A 19,263-nucleotide genomic window follows, 5' to 3' on the forward strand; every position below is an offset into this window, starting at 1 on the left:
GGGCGGACAGCGGATCTGCCTGGCGCGGCAAGTTGGGTTGGCGCAGGGTGTCGTGGATCTCGCCCCTGCCGACGGCGGTGTTTCGAGGGCAGGTTGGAGGGCAGGGCATGTCGGCAGTGCACCCGATTCCTGAACTCGGACGTGACGATCAAACCGCGCGGCACCATCGGTCATTCGTCCGCTCACCGCACGGTTCCACGATTCGGTCGCCATGACCACCGCGTAACCTGTGGCGACAGCGCTGAAATCAGTCAGCCAGCGGGACAATACAATTCGTCCCCATTCGCTGGACTGCCGACTCGTCGCTTTCTCGAGTGCTGTCCGGACCAGTGTCAAGACACCTTTGCCGGTGCCTCTCGCTTACTGGCCTTGCGGGCGGCGATTCGTTCCCGCCGCTCTTCGAACCGGAGCATGTCCTTCTCGTAACGCGCCAGGTATGCGGCGAGCTCTTCGCGGATCTGTTCACCGCGCGCGGTGAAATCGTTGCGCTCGAACACTTTCCAGGTGCGCAGCACGGGCATGACGACGACTTCGAGGTGCTGGCGCTTGTCGTAGATGCCGTGTGTGGCCATCAATGCCCCGTAGCGGAGAAAGTTGGGGTTCTCGGTGCCGGGCATTCGGAAGTTCCGCAGCATCATCGAGATGGCTTCGAGAGCTTGGTCGGGCGCCAGATCCAAAGCGGCGGCGCACATGTCGCGGTAGAAGATCATGTGCAGGTTCTCATCGGCGGCGATGCGTTGCAGCATGCGGTCGGCGATCGGGTCGTTACACACCGTGCCGGTATTGCGGTGGCTGAGCCGGGTGGCGAGTTCCTGGAATGTCACGTAGGCGATGGCGTGCAGGAATCCCGCCTCGGCAAGCTCGTCCGGATCGATATCGGCCTGCCCCACAGCGGATATGGGGTCGAAGCCCTTGGTCATCGCAGCCATGCGAGCGTGTTCGAGTTCGACCGGGTCAACACCTCGGGTGACGACGAGGTAGTCACGCATCACGATCCCGTGCCGGTTCTCCTCGGCGGTCCAGCGGCCCACCCAGGTGCCCCACGCACCGTCCCGGGAGAAATGCTCGGCGATCACCCGGTGATACGACGGGAGATTGTCCTCGGTGAGCAGATTCGTGATCATCGCAGCCTTGGCCACCTCGGAAAGCCCCGATTGCTCACGGTCCCAATCGATTCCACCCATGGCGGCGAAATTGCGCCCATCGTCCCACGGAACGTAATCGTGCGGATGCCAGTCCTTGGCCAGTGACAGGTGCCGGTTCAGGTTCTGAGCCGCGACCGGTTCCAGCTCGGTGAGCAACTGCAGTTGGGTAAGACGCCTTGCCATACGGATATCCCTTCGAAAACATGTGGTGGAGCTGCTAAACCGCTTCGGCCGGAATTGCGGTGCAACCACACCTGACGCGATCTGCTCGATGCACCGCCCGAGCAAACCTCGACCTAGTGGAGGCGACGGACATAGAGGTCCTGACTTGCTTTCGCGACAATCGCGCCGTCGCCATTTCGAATGTCGGTGACGTGCGTGGTGATCGACCTTCCTCCGCCGGAGGTCATGTCTCGGATCTCCGCGACGACATCCGGGTCGAGTTCCATGATCGCGCTGACGATCCCACGGCCTGGGTGACGAATTCGATGCTCGCGCAGGTATTCCAAACTCGATAGCCGGGGCCGAGCTGACCGAGAGCCATGATCCCGTAGAACGGGTCGGTCATCGAGAACAAGGTTCCTCCGAAGGCGGCCCGGTTCGCATTGCGATTCCACGGCCGAACCCGGTGAGCGACCTCCACCGAGGTCCAATCCGTCGCGATTCGCCGTACGCGCACGCTGGAGAACAAGAACTGCGGATACATGTTCATGACCAGTCGAAACCACCGCGGATCCGGCAGTACGCCGCCACTGGTCCGGCTGATCTCCCCTCCGCCGACGCCCGCACCCCATTCGCCCATCCGCCGCGCTCTCCGTTCTCGACGATGATCGGACACTCGACGCTGACCGCCTATCCGGTTTCCACCGCCGCCGGTTTACGTCGGCCACTACGCTAGAACCTCCACCCGACTGGAGGTTCAAGGATCTGTGACTGACCTCACATATGGCGAAAACCTTGTCAGCATAGGAACTTTGGCACGCACCACCGGGATGTCCGTGCGAAACCTCCGCTTCTACTGCGACTACGGAATCCTCGAATTCCGGCGAACTCCAGGCGGACACCGCCTGTTCACCCCCGATGCGACAGAGCGGGTGACGCTTATCCGCCGGTTGAGAACCTTCGGGCTGAGCCTGGCGAGGATCCAGAAGGTCCTCGACGGCTCCGTCTCGATCGCCGAGGCGGCTGCGGCCCAACGCAGCGAGGTCGACATCGAGCTGAGCACGCTCGCCTGGCAACGGGCCGGGCTCTCAGCAATCGAGAACGCGAAGCCGGCCACCATAGCCGCCAAACTGGAAATGCTCGCAGCGGTGCAGCACGGCCGCGCCGCGCACGACATGCTCGTCAACTTCTGGCGAACAGTACTCACCGCCATGCAGCCCGCCGCGTTCGACGAGTTCATCGCGACGAATATTCCTCAGCCGCCGCAGTATCCGACAGCGAGCCAAGCGCTGGCCTACACCGAACTCACCACCCTCACACAAGACCCAGGACTCAAAACCACAGTGTCGCACCAGATCTGGCTCTCCAAAGACAGCAAAGTCGGCCTCAACCCCGCGCTGCTCCCTGCAATCGCAGACGCCTACTCCCGCACCATTCCTCTCGTCCTCGAAGCCGAAAACCCCCGCCCAGGAGCAGAACTCGATCAGTTCGTCGCCGCCCACGCAGCCGCACGCGGCGAGCGCGATACCACCGAGCTGCGACTCGCGCTACACAACTGCTCCATAGAGATCGACCCGCGCATGCGCCGCTACTCACAGCTCACATGGGAGATCAACGGCTCACGGGGAACAGTCGGAGCCGCACATTACTGGCTCATCCAGGCACTCCACCGCAGCCTTGCCGACCACGGAGTGGACGGTAGTTCCTAACATCCAATGCCGTCCCAGGGGGCGCAGACGCTTCAGAAATACGGGAATAGCGCAGGGTCGAAACACCTACTCTCCGCTAGCCTATCCGAAACACGTTGAGGGGCAGCGGAACTAGTTCCGAAGATGACGCCGAAAGCCAGCCGCGATCCAATCACCAGGAAACCGGTAGATGCCGAATTCCGTGACTGATGCCGCTTGTCCACGTGATCTGCTCTGGATCAATAGCCAACCGGAGTGTCGGGAGTCGCTCTGCCAGGGAGCCGATGGCCTCTTGAAGCTCCATCCGGGCGAGGTGTGCGCCGAGGCAGTGGTGGGGTCCGCAGCCGAAGGCGATGTGTTGATTGTGGGTTCGCCGGATGTCGAGGTTGTTGGGTAGTTCGAAGTGGCGCTCGTCGCGGTTGGCGGCCGAGATTATCGGAAGTACTCCCATTCCTTTTTGCACGTTACCTGATGGGAGTTCAATGTTTTCGGTGGCGACGCGAATCGTGCTTCCGTCGCCGGGCAGTTCCAGTCTGAGGATTTCCTCGACTGCATTGCTGAGTAGGGTTGGGTCGGAACAGATTGCGGTGAATTGTTCGGGGTGGCGCAGCAGGGCATACACGCCGCGGCCGATGGTGGTGCTTATGGTGGCGGTGCCGGTACGTAGGAGCATGCGGACCATCTTGTTGAGCTCTATGTCGTCGAGCTGCTTTCCTTCGTGGTGTGCTTCGATCAGATTGTTGAGCAGTCCTTGGGCTGGCTGATGTCGTCGCGCGGCGATGATTTCGGCAACGTAGGTTTCGAATCTGCGAGGCCCGGGTGGTAGAGACCAGGCAGGAGAGTGGGTTCGATCGATCTGCGGTATGCCGAGTAGTTCATGGATGGTTCTCGCTGGCAGTGGCAGCGCGTAGCCCACGATAAGGTCGGCTCGTGCTGGGGATTGGGTGAGTTCGTTCAACAGATCGGCGGCGATTTGGCGGATTCGAGGACGCCAGCGCTCGAGCTGTTGCGGAGTGAAGGCTTTGCTGACGATGCGGCGTAGGCGTGCGTGCTCGGGTGGGTCCAGGTTGAGAAACCAGTCGTCTGTTCCGACCGTGTCTGTCGGTCCGAGTGGTTGGCCGGTGTCGGGGTTCGGCAGGTACCTGCTGAATCGTGGGTCGGAGAGAATCGCGCGCACGTCGTCATACCGTGTTGCGAGGATGACCGTTTCGCGGCTTGGCATGCGGACAGAACCGAGCGGGTCGGTGGCTTGGCGCTGGGCATATTCCGGGGGGAGCTGGCCGTCGGGTCCAGGGGCGAAAGGGAAGTCGGCTGGTTCATTCTCGGGTGAGATCAGGCTCATCGCGGGTTGCCTCTCGTCGGCGCGTCTGGGTCGTGACGTCCGCCTCGTCAGAGCCCTCCTTGTCGATGAGCAACGCCTCGCTCCGGCGACGGGGCCGGAGTTCTCGGCCGAGGAGTACGACCGTGACTGCTATGCCGCTTATGCCGGCAATGAGAATGGCGGCTGCGGGGTTGAGCGCTTGTGCGAGGGCGCCGCCGAGTGCGAAGCCGATCCCCTCGAGCGTGGCAAGCCCGGCGATGCTGAGGGTCATTGTGCGGGCGAAGAGATGTTCGGGTGAGGTGTCGCGAATGCGGCCGTCGAGCCCGAGCATGTAGGCAGCGCCGACACTCGAGCCGAACAGTAGCGCCATCGCGGCTGGCACAGGTGGATCGAGTGCGAATCCCAGCAGGGGAACGAAACTGGCCACTGCCATGGGGGCGATGAGTTTGCGCTGCTGGTGTGCGGTAAGAAGACGGACTCCGAGAACGTCGCCGACGATGACTCCGAGAGGGGCGGTGACGAGCCACCAGCCAACCCAGCCCGATGTGTTGTGATGATCGGCGACATATGGTGCGCCGACGGCCTCAGGAATCGTTTGCAACATCGGCCCCAGCCATCCGATTAGCAGAAGCGCCACCAGCGGGCGGCATGCGAAAACCTGACGCGCGCCATGGAGAGAATCACGCAGTAGTGTTCCTTGGCTCACCACGCCGGAATTGGCGTGATCTCGAACAATCAGCCGCACCGTTGCTGAGGAGAAGACGAACGACGCGGCGTTGAGAAGCATCATGGTGCCGGGCGACAGCACGACGATCAAGAGCCCGCCGGTCGCGTTACCACCGATCTGGGCGAACTGCGCGGCCAGCCGCCACAGTGATCGCGCGGGAACATAGGCATCGGCAGCGACGGTGACGCGCACCAGGTCCGCGGCAGCACCGCTAGCGAGTGCGGACAGGGTACCGATACCGAAAAGCAGGGCCAACAGTATCGGCACCGGGGCATGGGGCAGCGCCATCGTGCCTGCTAGCACGGCTGAGGCTGCGTCGCAGCTGGTGACGAGTCGTCGCGGCCGGACCCGGTCTACCACCGCGGACAGAACCGCGCCGCTGAAGAGATACGGCAGGAAACTCAGCGCGAACGCCAAGGACGCGAGCAGCGGTGAGTTGGTCCGCCGGTACACCAGCACCGTCAGCGCCACCGCCGCGACGCTGGTGCCACTCTGCGAAACCAGCCGGGAAACCAGCAGCGCACGGAATTCACCCGAGGCCAGAGCGTGCCGATAACTACCGCGATCCGCAGCTCCCCTGGCGACGGGGCCACTTTTTGTCACTGGCACTGGCGAGGATTGTATGCGGAGAACAGACCGCAACAATCACCGTCGATGTCCTCGTCGTACACGCCGGTTTCGATAGCCGGATGTTCACCGCCCAAATCTTTGAAATCAGAGCTCAGCAGGGGTGATTCTCCGGGAATCTCAATTGTGCAGTCCGCTAAGATAAGGTCCAAGTGGACATCGCACTCGTAGAGCACATGTTTTCCTTGATTGTTCTGGCCGAAACCGATGTGCACACCCGGGTATCGTTCATTGAGATGTGAGTTGAGCGGAATGAAGTGCTCGATCCCGATATTCGTCCCGAAACCCAGCTCTCCGACCCTGTCGGCATTGGGCAGGCTAAGACAGCGTTCGATCAATTTCCGAACGGGATCGCTCTCGCAACTGTAGTTCACGGCTCGTCCATCCTCGATTTCAGTGACCACAGGATGATCTCGGAGTCGCGCATCGAGCTTGGTGTAGGCGGTCGAATTGAACGCCCCATCGGCCACGAGTACACCCGAGATATGAGCCGGATAGGTTGCCACCTCTCCCGCAGGCAGGAACACAAACGCTTTTTCCCGGGGAATGCCGCGATTGCTCACCCAGCGGTAACGAGTCGGGTCCAACGTGACTTCCAGGTCGGTTCCCGAGGACGATTTGATTCTGAATCGCTCGGCTGAGCGAAGCTTATTCAGAAGTCCGGCGTTGATGTTGTTCAGTGTGGCGGGAGATACCGTGACACCTTGTTCGAAAAACTCCCGGCCAGCCATTATTGTTCTGAACGCGACGACCTGAGCGCTGGGGAGCGGTGCCAACGCTGCGCGGATCCATTCCGATGGGGTGATGGTGTCATACTCGATGACGACCACTACCAGCCGGTCCCTGATGCTATCGGGACGTATCGATGCCTTGCTCAGCTTATCCATGAAGCCGGTCGTCAACGGCCCGGAGTTCATATCGGACGCGGAAATCGAGTTGAGATCGATTAGGGCTGGCGTGATCCCACGTGCCGATAGTTCTGCCGCGACCCAGGCAGTAGGCTCACGCGCATCACGCGCGTAGAGCAGCAGCACGCTATCCGTATCTTTCAGACAGATGTATTGATCCAGAAGAGAGGCGACGCCGCGCCAGACCTGATCACTGGGCGAAGATTGCGTGATTGAATCGTGCTTACTCGTTCTAACATCGGTCATGACCTAGCCGTCCTGTGGCGTAGTAATGAAATAGCTATAACAATTTGCACTGAAATCTGATAACGACAATGGTGATGCCTGGCTCAGTTTCTCGTCACCGGGCATCACCATTGCGGAGCAATTAGGCGCTGGTCGACCATGCGGCCGTAAACGCTACCTCTTCTTCGTCGCTGCCGGACAAGATATCAACAAGTTCCACCGGTTCGGCTGGTGATTCTTGGTTCAGCATCGTGTCCAGCGCGGAGGCGACGAGTTCGCTGCGCCCTGTTTCTATTTGTGCACTGGTCATCGAGTCTCTCCTCTCATTTCGGATAGCTGGCTAAGAAGCGGCCAGATTCATCCGATGTTATGGAAGGTCCGAGCAATGGACAACCCTCATATTCGACAGATGGATATCAGAAGTAGGGGGTTTCTCCAGTCAACCTGCAAGAAAAGACGTGTCATGATCATTTTCATGGCTTGTCAATAGGGGTTCCGGCAGTTTAATTCGGTATAAAATTATCCAGGTCGCTTGATTCCGAATGAAAGATTCGGAAGATTTTCAGCACCTCTTGATGGCGAGTCGATAATTGAGGTCTACAGGGCTGGCCGGGGCGTTAATGTGGTGAAACTGGCGCTATTCACAGTGGCCGCAATGCATGGCAGCCGCTGCGCCCTGAAGCCACTGGTGATCGATGGCGGTGATCACGTGGTACGAGGTCGGCGGCGACTGGAACGAGCCGATCAGTTCGAGGCCGTCGCAGAGGGCATCGCCCGCTGTGAGCTTCGGCCGCCCGCCACGCGACATCTTGCGTTGTGCCGATACGCTTCGTACACCCTGCAATTCTGGCTGTCACACAACGAAGTGGGGGACGAGTCGGGCGATGTGTCTTGTACTGCTGGGATGGCAAATGCACCCGGTCTATTCGCTGGTGGTGGCCGCCAATCGTGATGAGTTCTACCGGATGCCGACGGAACCCATGGCGTGGCGCAGCATGGGCGGTGCCCGGTTGTTGTGCGGGCTCGATGTGCGCAGTGGCGGGACATGGATGGGGATGAACACTGCCGGTCGGCTTGGCGTCGTCACCAATGTGCGTCGCGGGCGCCCGATACACGGCAGCGCGACTCCATCCCGTGGATTGCTGGTCCCGAAGTTCGCCGCAGGCGGAACCACACCCGCGGAGTTCGCTGAACAAGCGGTACACGACGGCCCGAGATTCGGCGGCTTCAACCTACTGATTGGCGACCGGGACGAACTGTGGTGGACCTCGAACCGCTCGGGTGGCCGCATCGAGGCCCTGGCGCCGGGAGTACACGGACTCAGTAACGCTGCGCTCGACACCGGCTGGCCGAAAGTCAGCAGTGGGACTGCGGAATTCGCCAAGGTTCTGGATGCTGACGATGGGACCGATACGTGGATTGGCAGCTATCTGGATGTGCTCGCCGACCGGCGTATGGCGCCGCGCCGCGCATTGCCGGATACGGGAGTGGGCTTGGTGTTGGAGAAGCTGTTGTCGGCGCGGTTTGTGCGGATGGGCGTATACGGCACACGGTCCAGCACGGTGCTGCGGATCCGGCGTGACGGTCGATTCGACATGACCGAGCGACGATTCGATCGGTTCGGGCGCCGCGTTGGCGAAATCACCGAATTCGGGATGATCGTGCCTAGTTGAACTGAACCGGCGACGCCAGCTCCTACGGCGTCAATGGGACCGGCTGGGTCAGTTACACCTACCTGCGCACGCCGCGCTCGATGATCATTCCCGACTGGTCTACACCGAAGCCCTCGACGACGAGAAGACCGTCACTGCGGACTGTGGTGGCTGCGCGGCCGGGTTCTTCGCCGAGCACAGCATCACTGACCGGCACCAGGCTCTATTTCTCGGGTGTCTCGGGTGGTGTCCAGCCCTCGAATTCGGTGCCGACCAAATCGTCATGGAACCGCTCGGGCAGATCCGCATAGCGAATCTGAGGCTCACGCGCCTCGAATTCGGCGAACGCAGCCTCGGCCTTCGCCAGAATTTCCGGGTCCAGAGGCTCGTTGTCGTCGTAGTCGAAGATCCCGCCGCCGATCCTCTCACGAACCATGTCCCTCTCGCTTTCTCTCATCCGACTTTTTCGACCATCTGAATAACGGTTCTCCCGGTCGACCAGTCAGTGGCCACCTTGGTGACTTTGAACGGTGTATCCGTTTTGAACAGGATTTCCGGATTCGGGCCGTAAGAAGAAATGTCCTTGCCGGTCCGGGAGAAGATCCGGAACTCGACATTGCCGTCCCGGACACCGCCCGCATCCTTGAACGGGGACGTGGAGGTGAATGCCTCCTCGATACGCGTGCCTTTCGTCTCGTAGATCTTCCGGTAGGCGGCTATCTGCTCGGGCGTCAGATTGGTGATCCGAGTGACCGGCCCCTCGTAGTTCGGCAATTTGTCAAGGGCACGGTTCAGCGTGTTGATATATTCCTGTTGCTGCGGAGTGACAGTCCCGGCCCGTAGCGGGATATTGCTGAATTGGTGGCCCGATCCGGTGTAATCGATGATCGCATCAGACTCCGTTTTGGTGAGGCTCGCTGGTTTCGTCGCGGCTGCCTTGGCGTCTTTGCCGAGTTCCTCGAGCCGTTTCAGCTCTTTCTGATACGACTTGAGATCCTTCGAAACCTTGACACCCTCGGATATCTTTTTCTCACCTTTCCAGAAAATAATGCTGGTGCGGATCGGTCCGGCCGCCTCGGCGGTGATTTCCAGGGCGCGGGCGGTGGCGACCGCCAGGCCGACACCGAAGGTCACCGCAGAGGCCACCGCGCCGATCGCGTAGGTGATCGCAAGCTCTTTGGCGAGTTGTTTGCCCAGGTCTTCTAGCATTTCCTTGAGCTTGTCCCGCAATTGGTCGAGTGCTTCGCGGAATGCCTCGCAGGCCCGCCCCATCTCGCGGGCCGCGTCCAGCACGGCTTGCGTGCTCTCCTTGAGGGTCACCACATCCTGGGTCACGAACGCCAGCTCGGGCGCGTCGACTCCGTCGAACTGCGCCGCGATGCGGTCGAGTTCGGCCGGGAGCCCCGCGAGGTCGGCGCTCTCGGCGACCTGCCGCCAGGTATCGGCCAGATTGGACAGTTTGGTGGCGTTGCCGTCCGGGATGACGATCCCGATCTTCTCCACCAGCCCGATGACTTTCGCTTTGGTGTCGTCCAATCCTTGCCCGGGGCCGCCGACCGAGGGCGGCGGGATCCGGTCGGCCGGGATCGGCGGAGCCAGGAACACCGGCCGGGCCGGGGCCGCGCCCTTCTCTCCGGTGGTGGCGTTCCACTCGGCCACCGCATAGTTGTACCCGGCCATCTGCACCACGGTGGCGTAGTTGCCTGCGGCCCGCGCCAGCGCCTTCAGCTGAGAGATGACGGCGATGCTGTGCTCGTCGTAGCTGGCAGCCCAGGTGCGCGCTTCCTCGTACGATCCGGCCGACGAATCACACTGCGCCAGCGCACCCCAGTGGGTTTCCAATGCCTGGTAGAAAGTGGTCGCCACGCGGTTGAGCGAGGTCGCCGCGTCGTAGTAGACCTGCGGATCCACCTTGAGCGTCGAAGTCATCGGCCACCCCCGAACATCTTCAGGTTTGTTTGCATAGCGTCGGTGTAGTGGGTGTGCGCGTTGGCGGCTGCGGCGCGCATGACCTCTATCCCCTCGGTCACCTCGGCCGCGCCGGTCATCCAATCCTTATGTGCTGCTTCATGTTTAGCGGCAGCAGTGCCGGTCCATTCCTGATGCAGCGCAGCAACGCGGGCATCGATACCCGCCAGCGAGTCAGCCAGGAACCCTTGCAGGGTACCGATTTTGGCGGTGACCTGGTCCAGGTGATCCAGGTCGACGTGGAAACCGGATGCGTCGGCGGCGCTCACGGCAGGTCCAGACTCGATGCCGTGGCGGTTGCCGAAGCCTGCGCGCGGGCGCGCTGCACATCCACCGCGGCCAGCGCTGCCGCGCTCACGCCGATGGCCTCGGCTCGCTCCCGCAGCGCGGTGAAAATCTCATCCGCACCGCGATGCACCTCACGCCAGCCCGCGGCGTACGCATCGGCCGCGGTCCCGCGCCAGCTCGACATGAGCGCCTGCACCTCGATGTCGGTCGACCGGAGTGCATCGGCGAGCGACTGCGCCGTCGTGACGATGAAATCGGCCGCGCTGCGGGCACTTTCAGGGACGATCGCGAACTCGTCGGTAGCGGTCACGCACTCACCTCCGGCCCGTCCCGGGTTCCCTTGCCAATCCGGCCGCAGGTGCTGCCGTAGTCATATCCAACCTCCCGTGTCCACCGGTTGTTCTCGAGGGTTTGACGCCAATCAACCGCCAACGGTTCCACCTGGTACCGATTCACGCCAACTCGATACCTGTTCGATATCAACCCAGATCGACACGAGAGTATAGGAGATCGTTGCCGTGCAACACCTTTCGAGACAAGCAGCACCGCTCGCGCGGACAAGACGCGCGAGTTCGACGCCTACACTGCCGACGTGTCGATGTCCAACCCGGAGGGGGCGTGGCACCAGTAAACCCCGCTGCACGAGCCTCGCGCCGACCGGGCCAATGATCTCGGCCGGGCGGCGAATCGCCGCGCCAGATAGGAGGGAAGGCGAAATGTCCGCCGAATAATATGCCCGATTGGGGCGGTACGTCCCGTTGATATACGCTTTTACCAGCTGAAATAGCCGAATGTACTAGAGCAGGGCGGTGATCTCAGATGACATCAGACCTAGCCGGGCAGTGGCTGTTGATCGAGACGATCGGCGACGAACCGACCGTCATTGGCGTCGGTGATCGCGTGCGGGAATTACGCCGCATCAGCAACATGTTCCGTGGTGCCGCCCGTACGGCTATCGATGGGCTGATCAAGGAGGCGACCAAAGCCCGATCACCGGTGACCCAAGCTGTTGCCGCACAGGTGGACGAGCAGCTCGGTGGCCCGTTCGGTATAGCGGTCCCTACGTTGGGGCCGTCCGGCGAAGTGCAAGCTGTGCAAGTGTGGTTTGGCCAGGCCGACGCACAACCCGAACCGCCTGAGCCACTTGGGGTTTGGGAATGGGAGTTGGGACTCGAGGATCGGCCGCCGCGGTTACAGCTGACCGAGACCGCACTCGACATCCTCGGCGTGGACAAGAAGTTCCGCGATAGGTCGGTGTACGGGCCCGCAGACTATTTCACCAGGATCGAGAAGATCAGCGACTTGCTGGACCTCGACCAGAAGGTGAAGACGGCGGCGCCAGGCAACGAGGCCCACGGATCAGTGCTCATTCGCCCCGACGGCGGGGGTGCGTTGCGACGGATGTACTACGCCCAGCGGTGCGTGAGCACGCCTTCCGGGCCACGTCTGCGCGGAGTGTGCCGAGACATCAGCCGCGTCGATGATCCGGGACAAATACGCGTCGACCTACTCGAGCACACCCTTGTAGACATCCTGCTGAAGGAATCGGGCATGTACGCGGTGATAGGCGATGTGACCTTCCCGGCAGCCCCGTACATCATGAAATGGCTGACGCCTCACCCGGCCGGCGTCGGCCACGGCGTGAGCACTGGCCAGACGCCCGGCATCCATCCGGAAGACCTGCCGAAGGTCGCGGGCTGGATCTACGAAATCCGGCAAACCGGCGGCCCGGTGAGCGGCCGGGCACGTACCCGCGCGGCTGGCGGCGGCTGGATCGAAGGCGATTTCATCGGCATGCTTTTAGACCCGGTGCTGTCGAAAACCATCGCGGTCGGCATCGTGATCCCTGGCTCGATCACCATCGAGGAGCCGGAAACATCACGCTGACAACCGCATTCGACGCCATGTGCGGATTTCGAGCCCAAGACCGATAGCGATCAAGACGAGGCCCGCCCCACCGAGACCCCACGGGCAGAACCGGGCCCATAGCAGTTTCGTGCGCGCATCGCGGGCCAGGGCGACGGTCTGATCGAGGGTTTCCGAATCGAACCGTGTGTGGGCATCCAGTGTGGTCAGCGCGTAGGGATCATCCGGGCTGCGTGCAAGGAACCGGTGCAGGTGCTCTTCCACCGCCAGGATGCTGCCCGACAACGGTTCTACCCATACATCCCTCTCGTTCTCGAAGTACAGGTCGAAGGTCACCTGGGTGTCCGGCGCGACATCCGGCAGACCCCAGGCGGACGCGGCAAGGCTCAATCGCGCCTCGGGCTGGCCGGGCCGCAGGTCGATCGGGGCGAGTTTCTGGTGGAAGTGGTAGGCGCGCATCCCACCGATACGGCGGGAGTCGTCGATGTAGTCGATGGGATTCGTTGTGCGCGAAGTGGTGTCGAAATATGGGTAGGTGCAGCGGCAGACATCGAACGGGAACTTGTATTGGAGCCCGGCCCGGTTTGGGGTGGGATCCGGTGGACGGGTAGTCACCACCGCGATCTCGCTCGGCGGATCTGCCAGCGGCATCGCAGTCACCCGGTCCAGAGTTACCCGGTCTACTGTCGCGCTGATCGGTGGTTGATCAGGGCGATCGGCGCGTGTCATCGACGTGGCCGCCTGCACGGTCACCCGGTCGGCGTCCGAAGGTTCTTGGACGGTGATGTATACCCGAAACCTCAGCGGCACACCGGTTTCGGTACGCGCATGCCCGTCCGCGGTGGCCACTACGTCGACGAGCTTGCTGTTCGGGGCTTCGGAGAGCGTGTTCGCCGAGATGTCCAACGGAATCTTCTTCAGGCGCGGTGCTACGTATGCGGGCACCATCACCGCAGCCGTCACCGCCAGTGTCCCCACGCCTATGAGTGCACACGCGAACACGCGGCGGCCAAGCGGGATCGCGCTGTCGGTGGTTTGGCTCCGCCCCGTCATGGCCGCTGACAGTAGCGGTCTTGCAGCAAATCACGTGGGAAACCCGCCGAACCGGCTACCTGCTACTACCAAGAACTAGCGAATCTCGGACGAAATCGACGATTTACTAGTAGCTGTTAGACATCAAGACTGTTCAGGGGTGATAATTGGCGCGAGCAGTTGTCAGCGCTCCGGAAGCTGGAGCGTTGCGAGCACCCCGAACTGGTGTTTGCCCGGCCACCGCTTCTGTTGCGTACCTCGCCGAGGTTCGACACGCGCCCTCTGATGCGTGTCCCGCGCAATCGCTCCGTAGCGCACTGCGTTCTGCCGCCATGCTGCGCGCGGATCGACCCGTGGACTCGAACCAAGAGGTGCAGCATGAGCATTCACAACCACCGCCCTGTCCGGCAGCCTTCCACCCTGCCCGGTCTCTCGACCCTCCGTACACCGTCGAGCCTGCCATCTGGACACCCGATTCATTGCGACAAAGTCCATTCAGGCCCGTGCTGGAACTGGGTGGTTGTCCAAACACTTACCGGGCCGGAGCAACAATCGCTGGTCCTCGACGGACCGGAGCCGCGTTCGTTTTCCAGCCTCAACCACTCCAGCATCGGACGCAATGGTGTGGCGTCCCGGCTGCTGATCCCGGTAGTTCGGCATTGTGCCGGTTCCGGCGAAGCCCAAGACAAGCGCTTCACCCTGCCCGATCGCCGGGTAATGCGGATGATCGCGGTACCAGTACCGGGTCCTTCCAACCACGTGCACGCCGTCGCAGTGTGGGCCGGCGGCTGCGACGACCCGGTGCCGCCAGTGCCGATCGTCGGCGCTATCGAATGGGACGCCGCTGGTGTTGCCTCGTTTTCTCCGGCGGCGCAGTTCCTGCTCCAAACGCCCGATGATCTCCTCGCGGGCTGCACCGTACCGGAGATGCTGTCCAGGTTCACTCATTGGAATGCCCGCGGCAAGTTTCTGACCATGTTCAACTTGGAGGCGCCGACCGATCGTTGGACCGGCACTGCCACAAGGCATTTCAGGAACGGAACCCGTAACCAGTTCTACATTGCGGCCCGCGCTTCCGGCGGAGGTGCCAACCGCATTGTCCGCGCGGTCATTTGCGACATCACCGGCACCCAGCCCACCGCCAGTCCGGATCCATGCTCAATTGCTGTGCGGCACATGCCAGTACCGCCCGGCCATGCACTCGCTCTGGTCGACCTGAAGACCGGATTCGTGCACGAATGGCTCACCGAGGACGGAAGCCCGCTCGCAGGCTGGCGTCACCACAACCCGGAATTCGACGCCGCCGATCAGACGCTCGTCAACACCATCAGCTTCGAACTCGCCACCGGGGTCCGCCAGACCGCGGAGGTACGCGTGCGGGTCCGGTTCAATCCTCGCGACGACTGGATTCTGGTGCGTGTCCGCTGTAGCCGCATCGACAACGGCGAGCAACCACAGGCACTCATCGACATCACACCGATCGTGCCGAAGCCGGTGCCGATGGTCAGCAACTGTCAGATGTGCCAAGTGCTCGCACGGCGCGCAGCCGAGCGTGGCGAGGTCTGTCAAACTCGATGAGACCGGTCATGCGTTGGGGCGGCTATCTCGGACGGGTCAACGGCCGCGCTGGTCCAACGCGTACGTAACGTCGAAGGTTGTTCGGCCGCTGGAACGTCTGCGGCGGGGCGGACGTGGGTCCCGTAACGGGCAATCACGGTCCCGCTGACAATTTCTTACGGCCGGTGGATTTTGTCGTGCCGGGTATGACATCCTTCCCGAGGTGTTTCTTGATCAAGTACTTTAATTCTGCGCCGTCGATGAGCTGGATGCGTTGGTGCCGGAACGCAGAAGTCGATGCTGGTCTTGCCGAACCAGGAAGTAGTGACCAGGACTCCACGGCTGGCGTTCAGGTCCTCCATCACCCCGGCCAGCGCTCGGACGGCTTCGATGGTCTGGATCCTGCTAGGAAAGCTGGCCGTCGCCGCGGGGTCGGGTTGAGTCCAGCAGCCGAATGGAACAAGGCCAGGCACCCTACGCCCACGGACGTAACCTCGCACTCGCCCGCAGGAGAACCATAAAGACCTCCGCGAATCTGGCCCATTTCATTTGGCAACTCTGACCACTCTTTGGTCAGCACCATCAAGGCGAAGGCGACACGGTTCACGGCCTGCGTTGGCGCACACCGCATCCCGGATCACAGCACTCGATCCGCCAACTCAACCGAGCCTGTCGTCAGCCCTTCGGCCAGCGATCCCCGCAGTCTCTCCTCTGCCAGGACCGCCTCCCGCAGTGCGGTTACCCGGCGCTCATGTTCGGCCAGGATGTCCAATATCGCGATTTGTTCCGCGAGCGGCGGCAGCGTGATGACGAAGTCGGCGAGCTTGCTGCCACTCATCGACGGAGCCACGTTGACCGTCGCGGTAGCTCGAATCTGGTCGACGCTTGTACCACGGAGGAGAAATTCCAGTAGAAACCGCGGCAGAAACTGCGGCGCGATGGTGTCTGGCTTCGCTCGTAACCGGGTGAGGTTGGAGTCGATCAACCACCCGTGATGCTCCGGACCGACGATGGCCGCATTCTGCACTTGGCCAACTCGAACGAGTAGGAGATCGTCTACGTCGACCTTCCAGGTGGCGAACCGTTCCGCTACCACGCGTGTCGTCCGGTCCATGCCCTCGGCATCGATCCGACGTGGGTGGAGATTCCGTGGCCGGAGCACCGGGACCACGCCGTCGGCGGCGGCGGTAATGTCGGATTTCTTGAGGCTGGACGGCCCAACTTTGATGTCGCAGAGATCGCCTAGGCGCACGGCGGTCCACCCTGGGGGCAGGCCCGTGGAGTCAAGTTCGCGACGCACCACCGTCGTGGATCTGAGCGTCAATCCGATGGCCCGCATCCGAGCATCCGCCACAGCATCGGCATCACGCTGGATCCGCTGCAGATGCGCCTCACCCCTCTCAAGGACCGGCCCAAGGTAGGTATGCGGTGTGAGCAGATACCCTCGTGCCGCAACCTCACTTGCTGGCACTGCTACTGCCTGGGCGACTGCTCTGCTGCTTCCGTGCTTGACGGTCAACTCTCGAATCTCGCCCGGTGCGAGATTGCCAGGTGTCCGAATCACGTCGGCAATCGCCGACACCCCAACCAGACGCGGCCGAATCCGTTGGCTTTCCTTGTGTTTGCACTGGGTAGCGTCGACGAAGACGATCGCACGGTCTCCGCGATCGGTACTCGGATGCCCTAGTACCCATACGGTGGTGTCGACGGAAGTCGCCGGGAACAGATCGCCCGACAATCGAACGACCGCCCGCAGTGCGCCGCTGTCGACCAGTTCCCTACGGGGGTCTTCGGCCTTGTCTTGGATTCGGCTGCCAGCTTCGGAGATCGGCATCAGCACCACGGCTCGTCCGTGCGTAGAGGTCGCGGCTAGCGCCGCCTGCACCCAGGCCAGGTTGCTGTTGTGCGATGGCGGGCTCCCGTACTTCCAGCGGACCTGCTTTGCGACGGCTCCCAACGCCCCATTGAATGGGGGGTTGACCACGACAGCGTCGTAAACCTCGGTCCCGTGACGGCGCCATGGCGCACCGCCTTGCGCCACCTCTGCTGTTCCGATTCGTCCACGAACGATCAGATGCATGCGGGTTCGCCACACCGCAACCGGGTCGTTGCCAGCCGCATACAACACAGGTGGCTTCTGGCCATGGGCGGTCGGCACCGCAAGCACGAGTTCTCCATGCCTGGAACACAGATCGGCCACTGATCTCAACGGCGCTACCGCCGACACCGCACAGGCACCCATGAGCGCCGAAACCTCGGGAGGTGTCCGATAGGTCTCAGGCGTCCTTCCGAAGTCTTCGGCGAAGGTGGTCAAGATCGCTTCGAATCCCTCGACACCGAGGCAACCGCAGTGGCGGACCAGCCGCTTCACCGAATCACTGTTGCTCGAGCTCAACGGCTTGAGTACCGCATCCGCAGTGGTGTCGAATCCGAATCGGCGCAACACCTGATCGATTTTGATGGCGATTGTGTCGAGGCGCCCCTTTGCCGACTCGATCACCTCCCACTCATCGGGTGCCGTAATCCATGTGAAGGTCAACAGAAGTGCGGCGTCCAGTAGATCCGACCTCGTTACACGGTTTGGACGAAAATACCTGTCCCACAACGCGTTCAATTCACTCATCGCCGCCGGTGACATGTGATCGACATCGCGCAACACGACTTCGGACGCCATTGCCGACAGGTAACGCCTCAACCGGGCACCATAGGTGCCCCTTGGTCCATCCGAAGCCCGGTGTTGACGCTTCGGGACCTCGCGTGTGTCGAGCCATGTGAGCAACTCGCCCACCAAATAGGTGCGTACATCGCCAGGTTGGCCAACCGGGAATCCGCGGTGCCGCCGACGCCAATTACTGATCGATGCGGTGTCGACACCGATCGCCTTGGCCAGCTCGTCCGCCGTCATTCGCATGCCGAGCTGCTCGGCCACCGCGGGGTTCACCGCGTCAACCACAGCTGCACCACAAATGGCGCACATGCAGCGACCGTGATCACTGCTACCACGATGATCAACAGACGGGCCGTCCTAGCCCAATCCAGTCGACCGTCGATAACGGCGTCGATGACGGTACCGACGAGCCCGAGTGCGGTCGACGGACGTTCGGGCTGGTTCGGAATGGGTCGTTTGGAGCTGGGCATGGTCCCTCGAAGCGTCGATGTGGCGTCGTGCTGATGGGATCAGACTCGCACCACAAGATCTTTGATGCTAGATGTCACATGTCAGTTAGTCAGGCCCGGTGTCAAGCTTCCACCCGAGAAGAATGTCCGTATTATGCGCTCAACCAGCATACTTTCTACAAGAACTCGACCCTCTCTCAGCTAGGCAGGTTTTAGCGACTAGCCGCGTAGTGGCACTACGCAAGATTCTGGATTCAGAAGGTATCCGATCTGTCGACGCGGCAGATCTGAAACACGTTTCCCTTGCCGGGGATCACCGGCTATCAGTGGTTCCACGACTGGCACTCTGGCGGTCCTACGACCGCAAGGCGGAACCTTCGGTGTTCGGGATCGTTGATACCGTTCCGTAACTACGGCAGCAAGAGCAGGATCGACAGCGTGAGCAACGAATCCCAGCAGCATGGGGACGCGACCGAGGCGGCTGCGAAGTCGTACCGGATTCGTCCTACTGCCATTGCGATGGCGAGGCGCACTCGAACAGCCCGAAAACGACCTCGCTGAGATGCCGCCGCTGCGGGACACGATGGAGATATCCCACGGCGAAATGGGGCGTTATGTGGGCATAGTCCACAGCAGGCGGCATCTCATCTCCTACACCGCGTCCAGCCCGACTGGGTGAGGCATCAAGCTGCCGCGAAATGCGCGGCGTGGCTGATGATCCTGCTGACGGTCGAACGACTTCGATTGATTTCCCGAGATATCTGGGTCGGTGTCCAGCCATCCTCGTAATGACGCGCGAGGATCGTGGCGACCTCGGCCGGGTCGCGTCGTCGGGCGGGGTCACGCTCACAGATCACGGAGGCGATCTGCGACCAACTCTTCCTTGTTGGCTGATCGGCGGCACGGTAGCTGTCAAACCGGATGAGACCGTTCAGGCTATGAATTCTGTGATGATGTTCTCCTTGGGCGGTTCGTTGATC

At 61.9% G+C, this 19,263-nt stretch carries 19 protein-coding genes; 4 read left to right on the forward strand and 15 right to left on the reverse strand.

Annotation, left to right across the window (positions count from 1 at the left end):
- Nucleotides 1-332 precede the first annotated feature (332 nt).
- From LGY53_RS32385 to LGY53_RS44490, 3 genes are all read right to left on the reverse strand, one after another.
- On the reverse strand, nucleotides 333-1,328 hold the full coding sequence (locus LGY53_RS32385) for an acyl-ACP desaturase (protein ID WP_225730497.1): 996 nt from the start codon (nucleotides 1,326-1,328) through the stop codon (nucleotides 333-335).
- A 113-nt stretch (nucleotides 1,329-1,441) separates the two neighbouring features.
- Complete coding sequence (locus tag LGY53_RS32390; RefSeq protein WP_225730517.1) at nucleotides 1,442-1,654, reverse strand: hypothetical protein; 213 nt, start codon at nucleotides 1,652-1,654, stop codon at nucleotides 1,442-1,444.
- On the reverse strand, nucleotides 1,552-1,947 hold the full coding sequence (locus tag LGY53_RS44490) for a DUF4442 domain-containing protein (protein WP_225730498.1): 396 nt from the start codon (nucleotides 1,945-1,947) through the stop codon (nucleotides 1,552-1,554). The genes LGY53_RS32390 and LGY53_RS44490 overlap by 103 nt, the downstream gene beginning before the upstream one ends.
- A gap of 172 nt (nucleotides 1,948-2,119) precedes the next feature.
- Here LGY53_RS44490 and LGY53_RS32400 point away from each other — a divergent pair, with 172 nt between their 5' ends.
- Nucleotides 2,120-3,016, forward strand: coding sequence for a MerR family transcriptional regulator (locus LGY53_RS32400; RefSeq protein ID WP_255665202.1), 897 nt, complete (start codon nucleotides 2,120-2,122; stop codon nucleotides 3,014-3,016).
- Nucleotides 3,017-3,167: 151 nt separating this feature from the next.
- On the opposite strand, the gene LGY53_RS32405 is transcribed toward LGY53_RS32400, so the two are convergent.
- The 4 genes from LGY53_RS32405 to LGY53_RS32420 all read right to left on the reverse strand — a co-directional run bounded on the left by LGY53_RS32405 (nucleotide 3,168) and on the right by LGY53_RS32420 (nucleotide 7,113).
- Nucleotides 3,168-4,337: a cytochrome P450 gene (locus tag LGY53_RS32405; protein ID WP_225730500.1), complete on the reverse strand. Its 1,170-nt coding sequence runs from the start codon at nucleotides 4,335-4,337 to the stop codon at nucleotides 3,168-3,170.
- Nucleotides 4,312-5,652: an MFS transporter gene (locus LGY53_RS32410; protein WP_225730501.1), complete on the reverse strand. Its 1,341-nt coding sequence runs from the start codon at nucleotides 5,650-5,652 to the stop codon at nucleotides 4,312-4,314. The genes LGY53_RS32405 and LGY53_RS32410 overlap by 26 nt, the downstream gene beginning before the upstream one ends.
- Nucleotides 5,643-6,824: a hypothetical protein gene (locus tag LGY53_RS32415; RefSeq protein WP_225730502.1), complete on the reverse strand. Its 1,182-nt coding sequence runs from the start codon at nucleotides 6,822-6,824 to the stop codon at nucleotides 5,643-5,645. The genes LGY53_RS32410 and LGY53_RS32415 overlap by 10 nt, the downstream gene beginning before the upstream one ends.
- Before the next feature lie 121 nt (nucleotides 6,825-6,945).
- On the reverse strand, nucleotides 6,946-7,113 hold the full coding sequence (locus LGY53_RS32420) for a hypothetical protein (RefSeq protein ID WP_225730503.1): 168 nt from the start codon (nucleotides 7,111-7,113) through the stop codon (nucleotides 6,946-6,948).
- Nucleotides 7,114-7,687: 574 nt separating this feature from the next.
- On the opposite strand from LGY53_RS32420, the gene LGY53_RS32425 reads away from it, so the two are divergent.
- Nucleotides 7,688-8,476, forward strand: coding sequence for an NRDE family protein (locus LGY53_RS32425; RefSeq protein WP_225730504.1), 789 nt, complete (start codon nucleotides 7,688-7,690; stop codon nucleotides 8,474-8,476).
- Nucleotides 8,477-8,678: 202 nt separating this feature from the next.
- Here LGY53_RS32425 and LGY53_RS32430 read toward each other — a convergent pair whose 3' ends face one another.
- The 4 genes from LGY53_RS32430 to LGY53_RS32445 are packed head-to-tail and all read right to left on the reverse strand — an operon-like array spanning nucleotide 8,679 to nucleotide 11,021.
- Nucleotides 8,679-8,891, reverse strand: coding sequence for a hypothetical protein (locus LGY53_RS32430; protein ID WP_225730505.1), 213 nt, complete (start codon nucleotides 8,889-8,891; stop codon nucleotides 8,679-8,681).
- A gap of 17 nt (nucleotides 8,892-8,908) precedes the next feature.
- Nucleotides 8,909-10,384, reverse strand: a complete 1,476-nt coding sequence (locus LGY53_RS32435; RefSeq protein ID WP_225730506.1) for an ADP-ribosyltransferase — start codon at nucleotides 10,382-10,384, stop codon at nucleotides 8,909-8,911.
- Entirely contained in the window at nucleotides 10,381-10,692 is a 312-nt protein-coding gene (locus LGY53_RS32440; RefSeq protein WP_225730507.1) for a WXG100 family type VII secretion target, read from the reverse strand. Before LGY53_RS32440 ends, LGY53_RS32435 begins: the two co-directional genes overlap by 4 nt.
- Nucleotides 10,689-11,021 carry a WXG100 family type VII secretion target gene (locus tag LGY53_RS32445; protein ID WP_225730508.1) on the reverse strand — a complete coding sequence of 111 codons (333 nt, stop codon included), beginning with the start codon at nucleotides 11,019-11,021 and terminating at the stop codon, nucleotides 10,689-10,691. Before LGY53_RS32445 ends, LGY53_RS32440 begins: the two co-directional genes overlap by 4 nt.
- Nucleotides 11,022-11,530: 509 nt before the next feature.
- Here LGY53_RS32445 and LGY53_RS32450 point away from each other — a divergent pair.
- On the forward strand, nucleotides 11,531-12,598 hold the full coding sequence (locus LGY53_RS32450) for a GAF domain-containing protein (RefSeq protein WP_225730509.1): 1,068 nt from the start codon (nucleotides 11,531-11,533) through the stop codon (nucleotides 12,596-12,598).
- On the opposite strand, the gene LGY53_RS32455 is transcribed toward LGY53_RS32450, so the two are convergent.
- Nucleotides 12,590-13,630 carry a DUF3068 domain-containing protein gene (locus LGY53_RS32455; RefSeq protein WP_225730510.1) on the reverse strand — a complete coding sequence of 347 codons (1,041 nt, stop codon included), beginning with the start codon at nucleotides 13,628-13,630 and terminating at the stop codon, nucleotides 12,590-12,592. The two genes, LGY53_RS32450 and LGY53_RS32455, sit on opposite strands and share 9 nt — an antisense overlap.
- Before the next feature lie 357 nt (nucleotides 13,631-13,987).
- On the opposite strand from LGY53_RS32455, the gene LGY53_RS32460 reads away from it, so the two are divergent.
- Nucleotides 13,988-15,187, forward strand: coding sequence for a GAF domain-containing protein (locus LGY53_RS32460; RefSeq protein ID WP_225730511.1), 1,200 nt, complete (start codon nucleotides 13,988-13,990; stop codon nucleotides 15,185-15,187).
- A gap of 155 nt (nucleotides 15,188-15,342) precedes the next feature.
- On the opposite strand, the gene LGY53_RS44495 is transcribed toward LGY53_RS32460, so the two are convergent.
- From LGY53_RS44495 to LGY53_RS32470, 3 genes are all read right to left on the reverse strand, one after another.
- Nucleotides 15,343-15,666, reverse strand: coding sequence for a restriction endonuclease (locus LGY53_RS44495; RefSeq protein WP_374111259.1), 324 nt, complete (start codon nucleotides 15,664-15,666; stop codon nucleotides 15,343-15,345).
- A 137-nt stretch (nucleotides 15,667-15,803) separates the two neighbouring features.
- On the reverse strand, nucleotides 15,804-18,119 hold the full coding sequence (locus tag LGY53_RS32465) for a type I restriction-modification system subunit M/S (protein ID WP_225730512.1): 2,316 nt from the start codon (nucleotides 18,117-18,119) through the stop codon (nucleotides 15,804-15,806).
- Nucleotides 18,120-18,966: 847 nt separating this feature from the next.
- Nucleotides 18,967-19,263, reverse strand: a 297-nt coding sequence (locus tag LGY53_RS32470) for a helix-turn-helix domain-containing protein (RefSeq protein ID WP_225730513.1), incomplete at its 5' end; no start/stop codon positions are given.

This window comes from Nocardia sp. JCM 34519.1, from assembly GCF_020361265.1.
GTDB classification, from domain to species: Bacteria; Actinomycetota; Actinomycetes; order Mycobacteriales; family Mycobacteriaceae; genus Nocardia; species Nocardia arthritidis_A.

Bases quoted from the DNA above. Each gene is read 5' to 3' on its own strand.
- LGY53_RS32385 (WP_225730497.1), bottom strand. From the start codon at position 1,328: ATGGCAAGGCGTCTTACCCAACTGCAGTTGCTCACCGAGCTGGAACCG.
- LGY53_RS44490 (WP_225730498.1), bottom strand. From the start codon at position 1,947: ATGGGCGAATGGGGTGCGGGCGTCGGCGGAGGGGAGATCAGCCGGACC.
- LGY53_RS32405 (WP_225730500.1), bottom strand. From the start codon at position 4,337: ATGAGCCTGATCTCACCCGAGAATGAACCAGCCGACTTCCCTTTCGCC.
- LGY53_RS32415 (WP_225730502.1), bottom strand. From the start codon at position 6,824: ATGACCGATGTTAGAACGAGTAAGCACGATTCAATCACGCAATCTTCG.
- LGY53_RS32420 (WP_225730503.1), bottom strand. From the start codon at position 7,113: ATGACCAGTGCACAAATAGAAACAGGGCGCAGCGAACTCGTCGCCTCC.
- LGY53_RS32425 (WP_225730504.1), top strand. From the start codon at position 7,688: ATGTGTCTTGTACTGCTGGGATGGCAAATGCACCCGGTCTATTCGCTG.
- LGY53_RS32430 (WP_225730505.1), bottom strand. From the start codon at position 8,891: ATGGTTCGTGAGAGGATCGGCGGCGGGATCTTCGACTACGACGACAAC.
- LGY53_RS32435 (WP_225730506.1), bottom strand. From the start codon at position 10,384: ATGACTTCGACGCTCAAGGTGGATCCGCAGGTCTACTACGACGCGGCG.
- LGY53_RS32450 (WP_225730509.1), top strand. From the start codon at position 11,531: ATGACATCAGACCTAGCCGGGCAGTGGCTGTTGATCGAGACGATCGGC.
- LGY53_RS32455 (WP_225730510.1), bottom strand. From the start codon at position 13,630: ATGACGGGGCGGAGCCAAACCACCGACAGCGCGATCCCGCTTGGCCGC.
- LGY53_RS32460 (WP_225730511.1), top strand. From the start codon at position 13,988: ATGAGCATTCACAACCACCGCCCTGTCCGGCAGCCTTCCACCCTGCCC.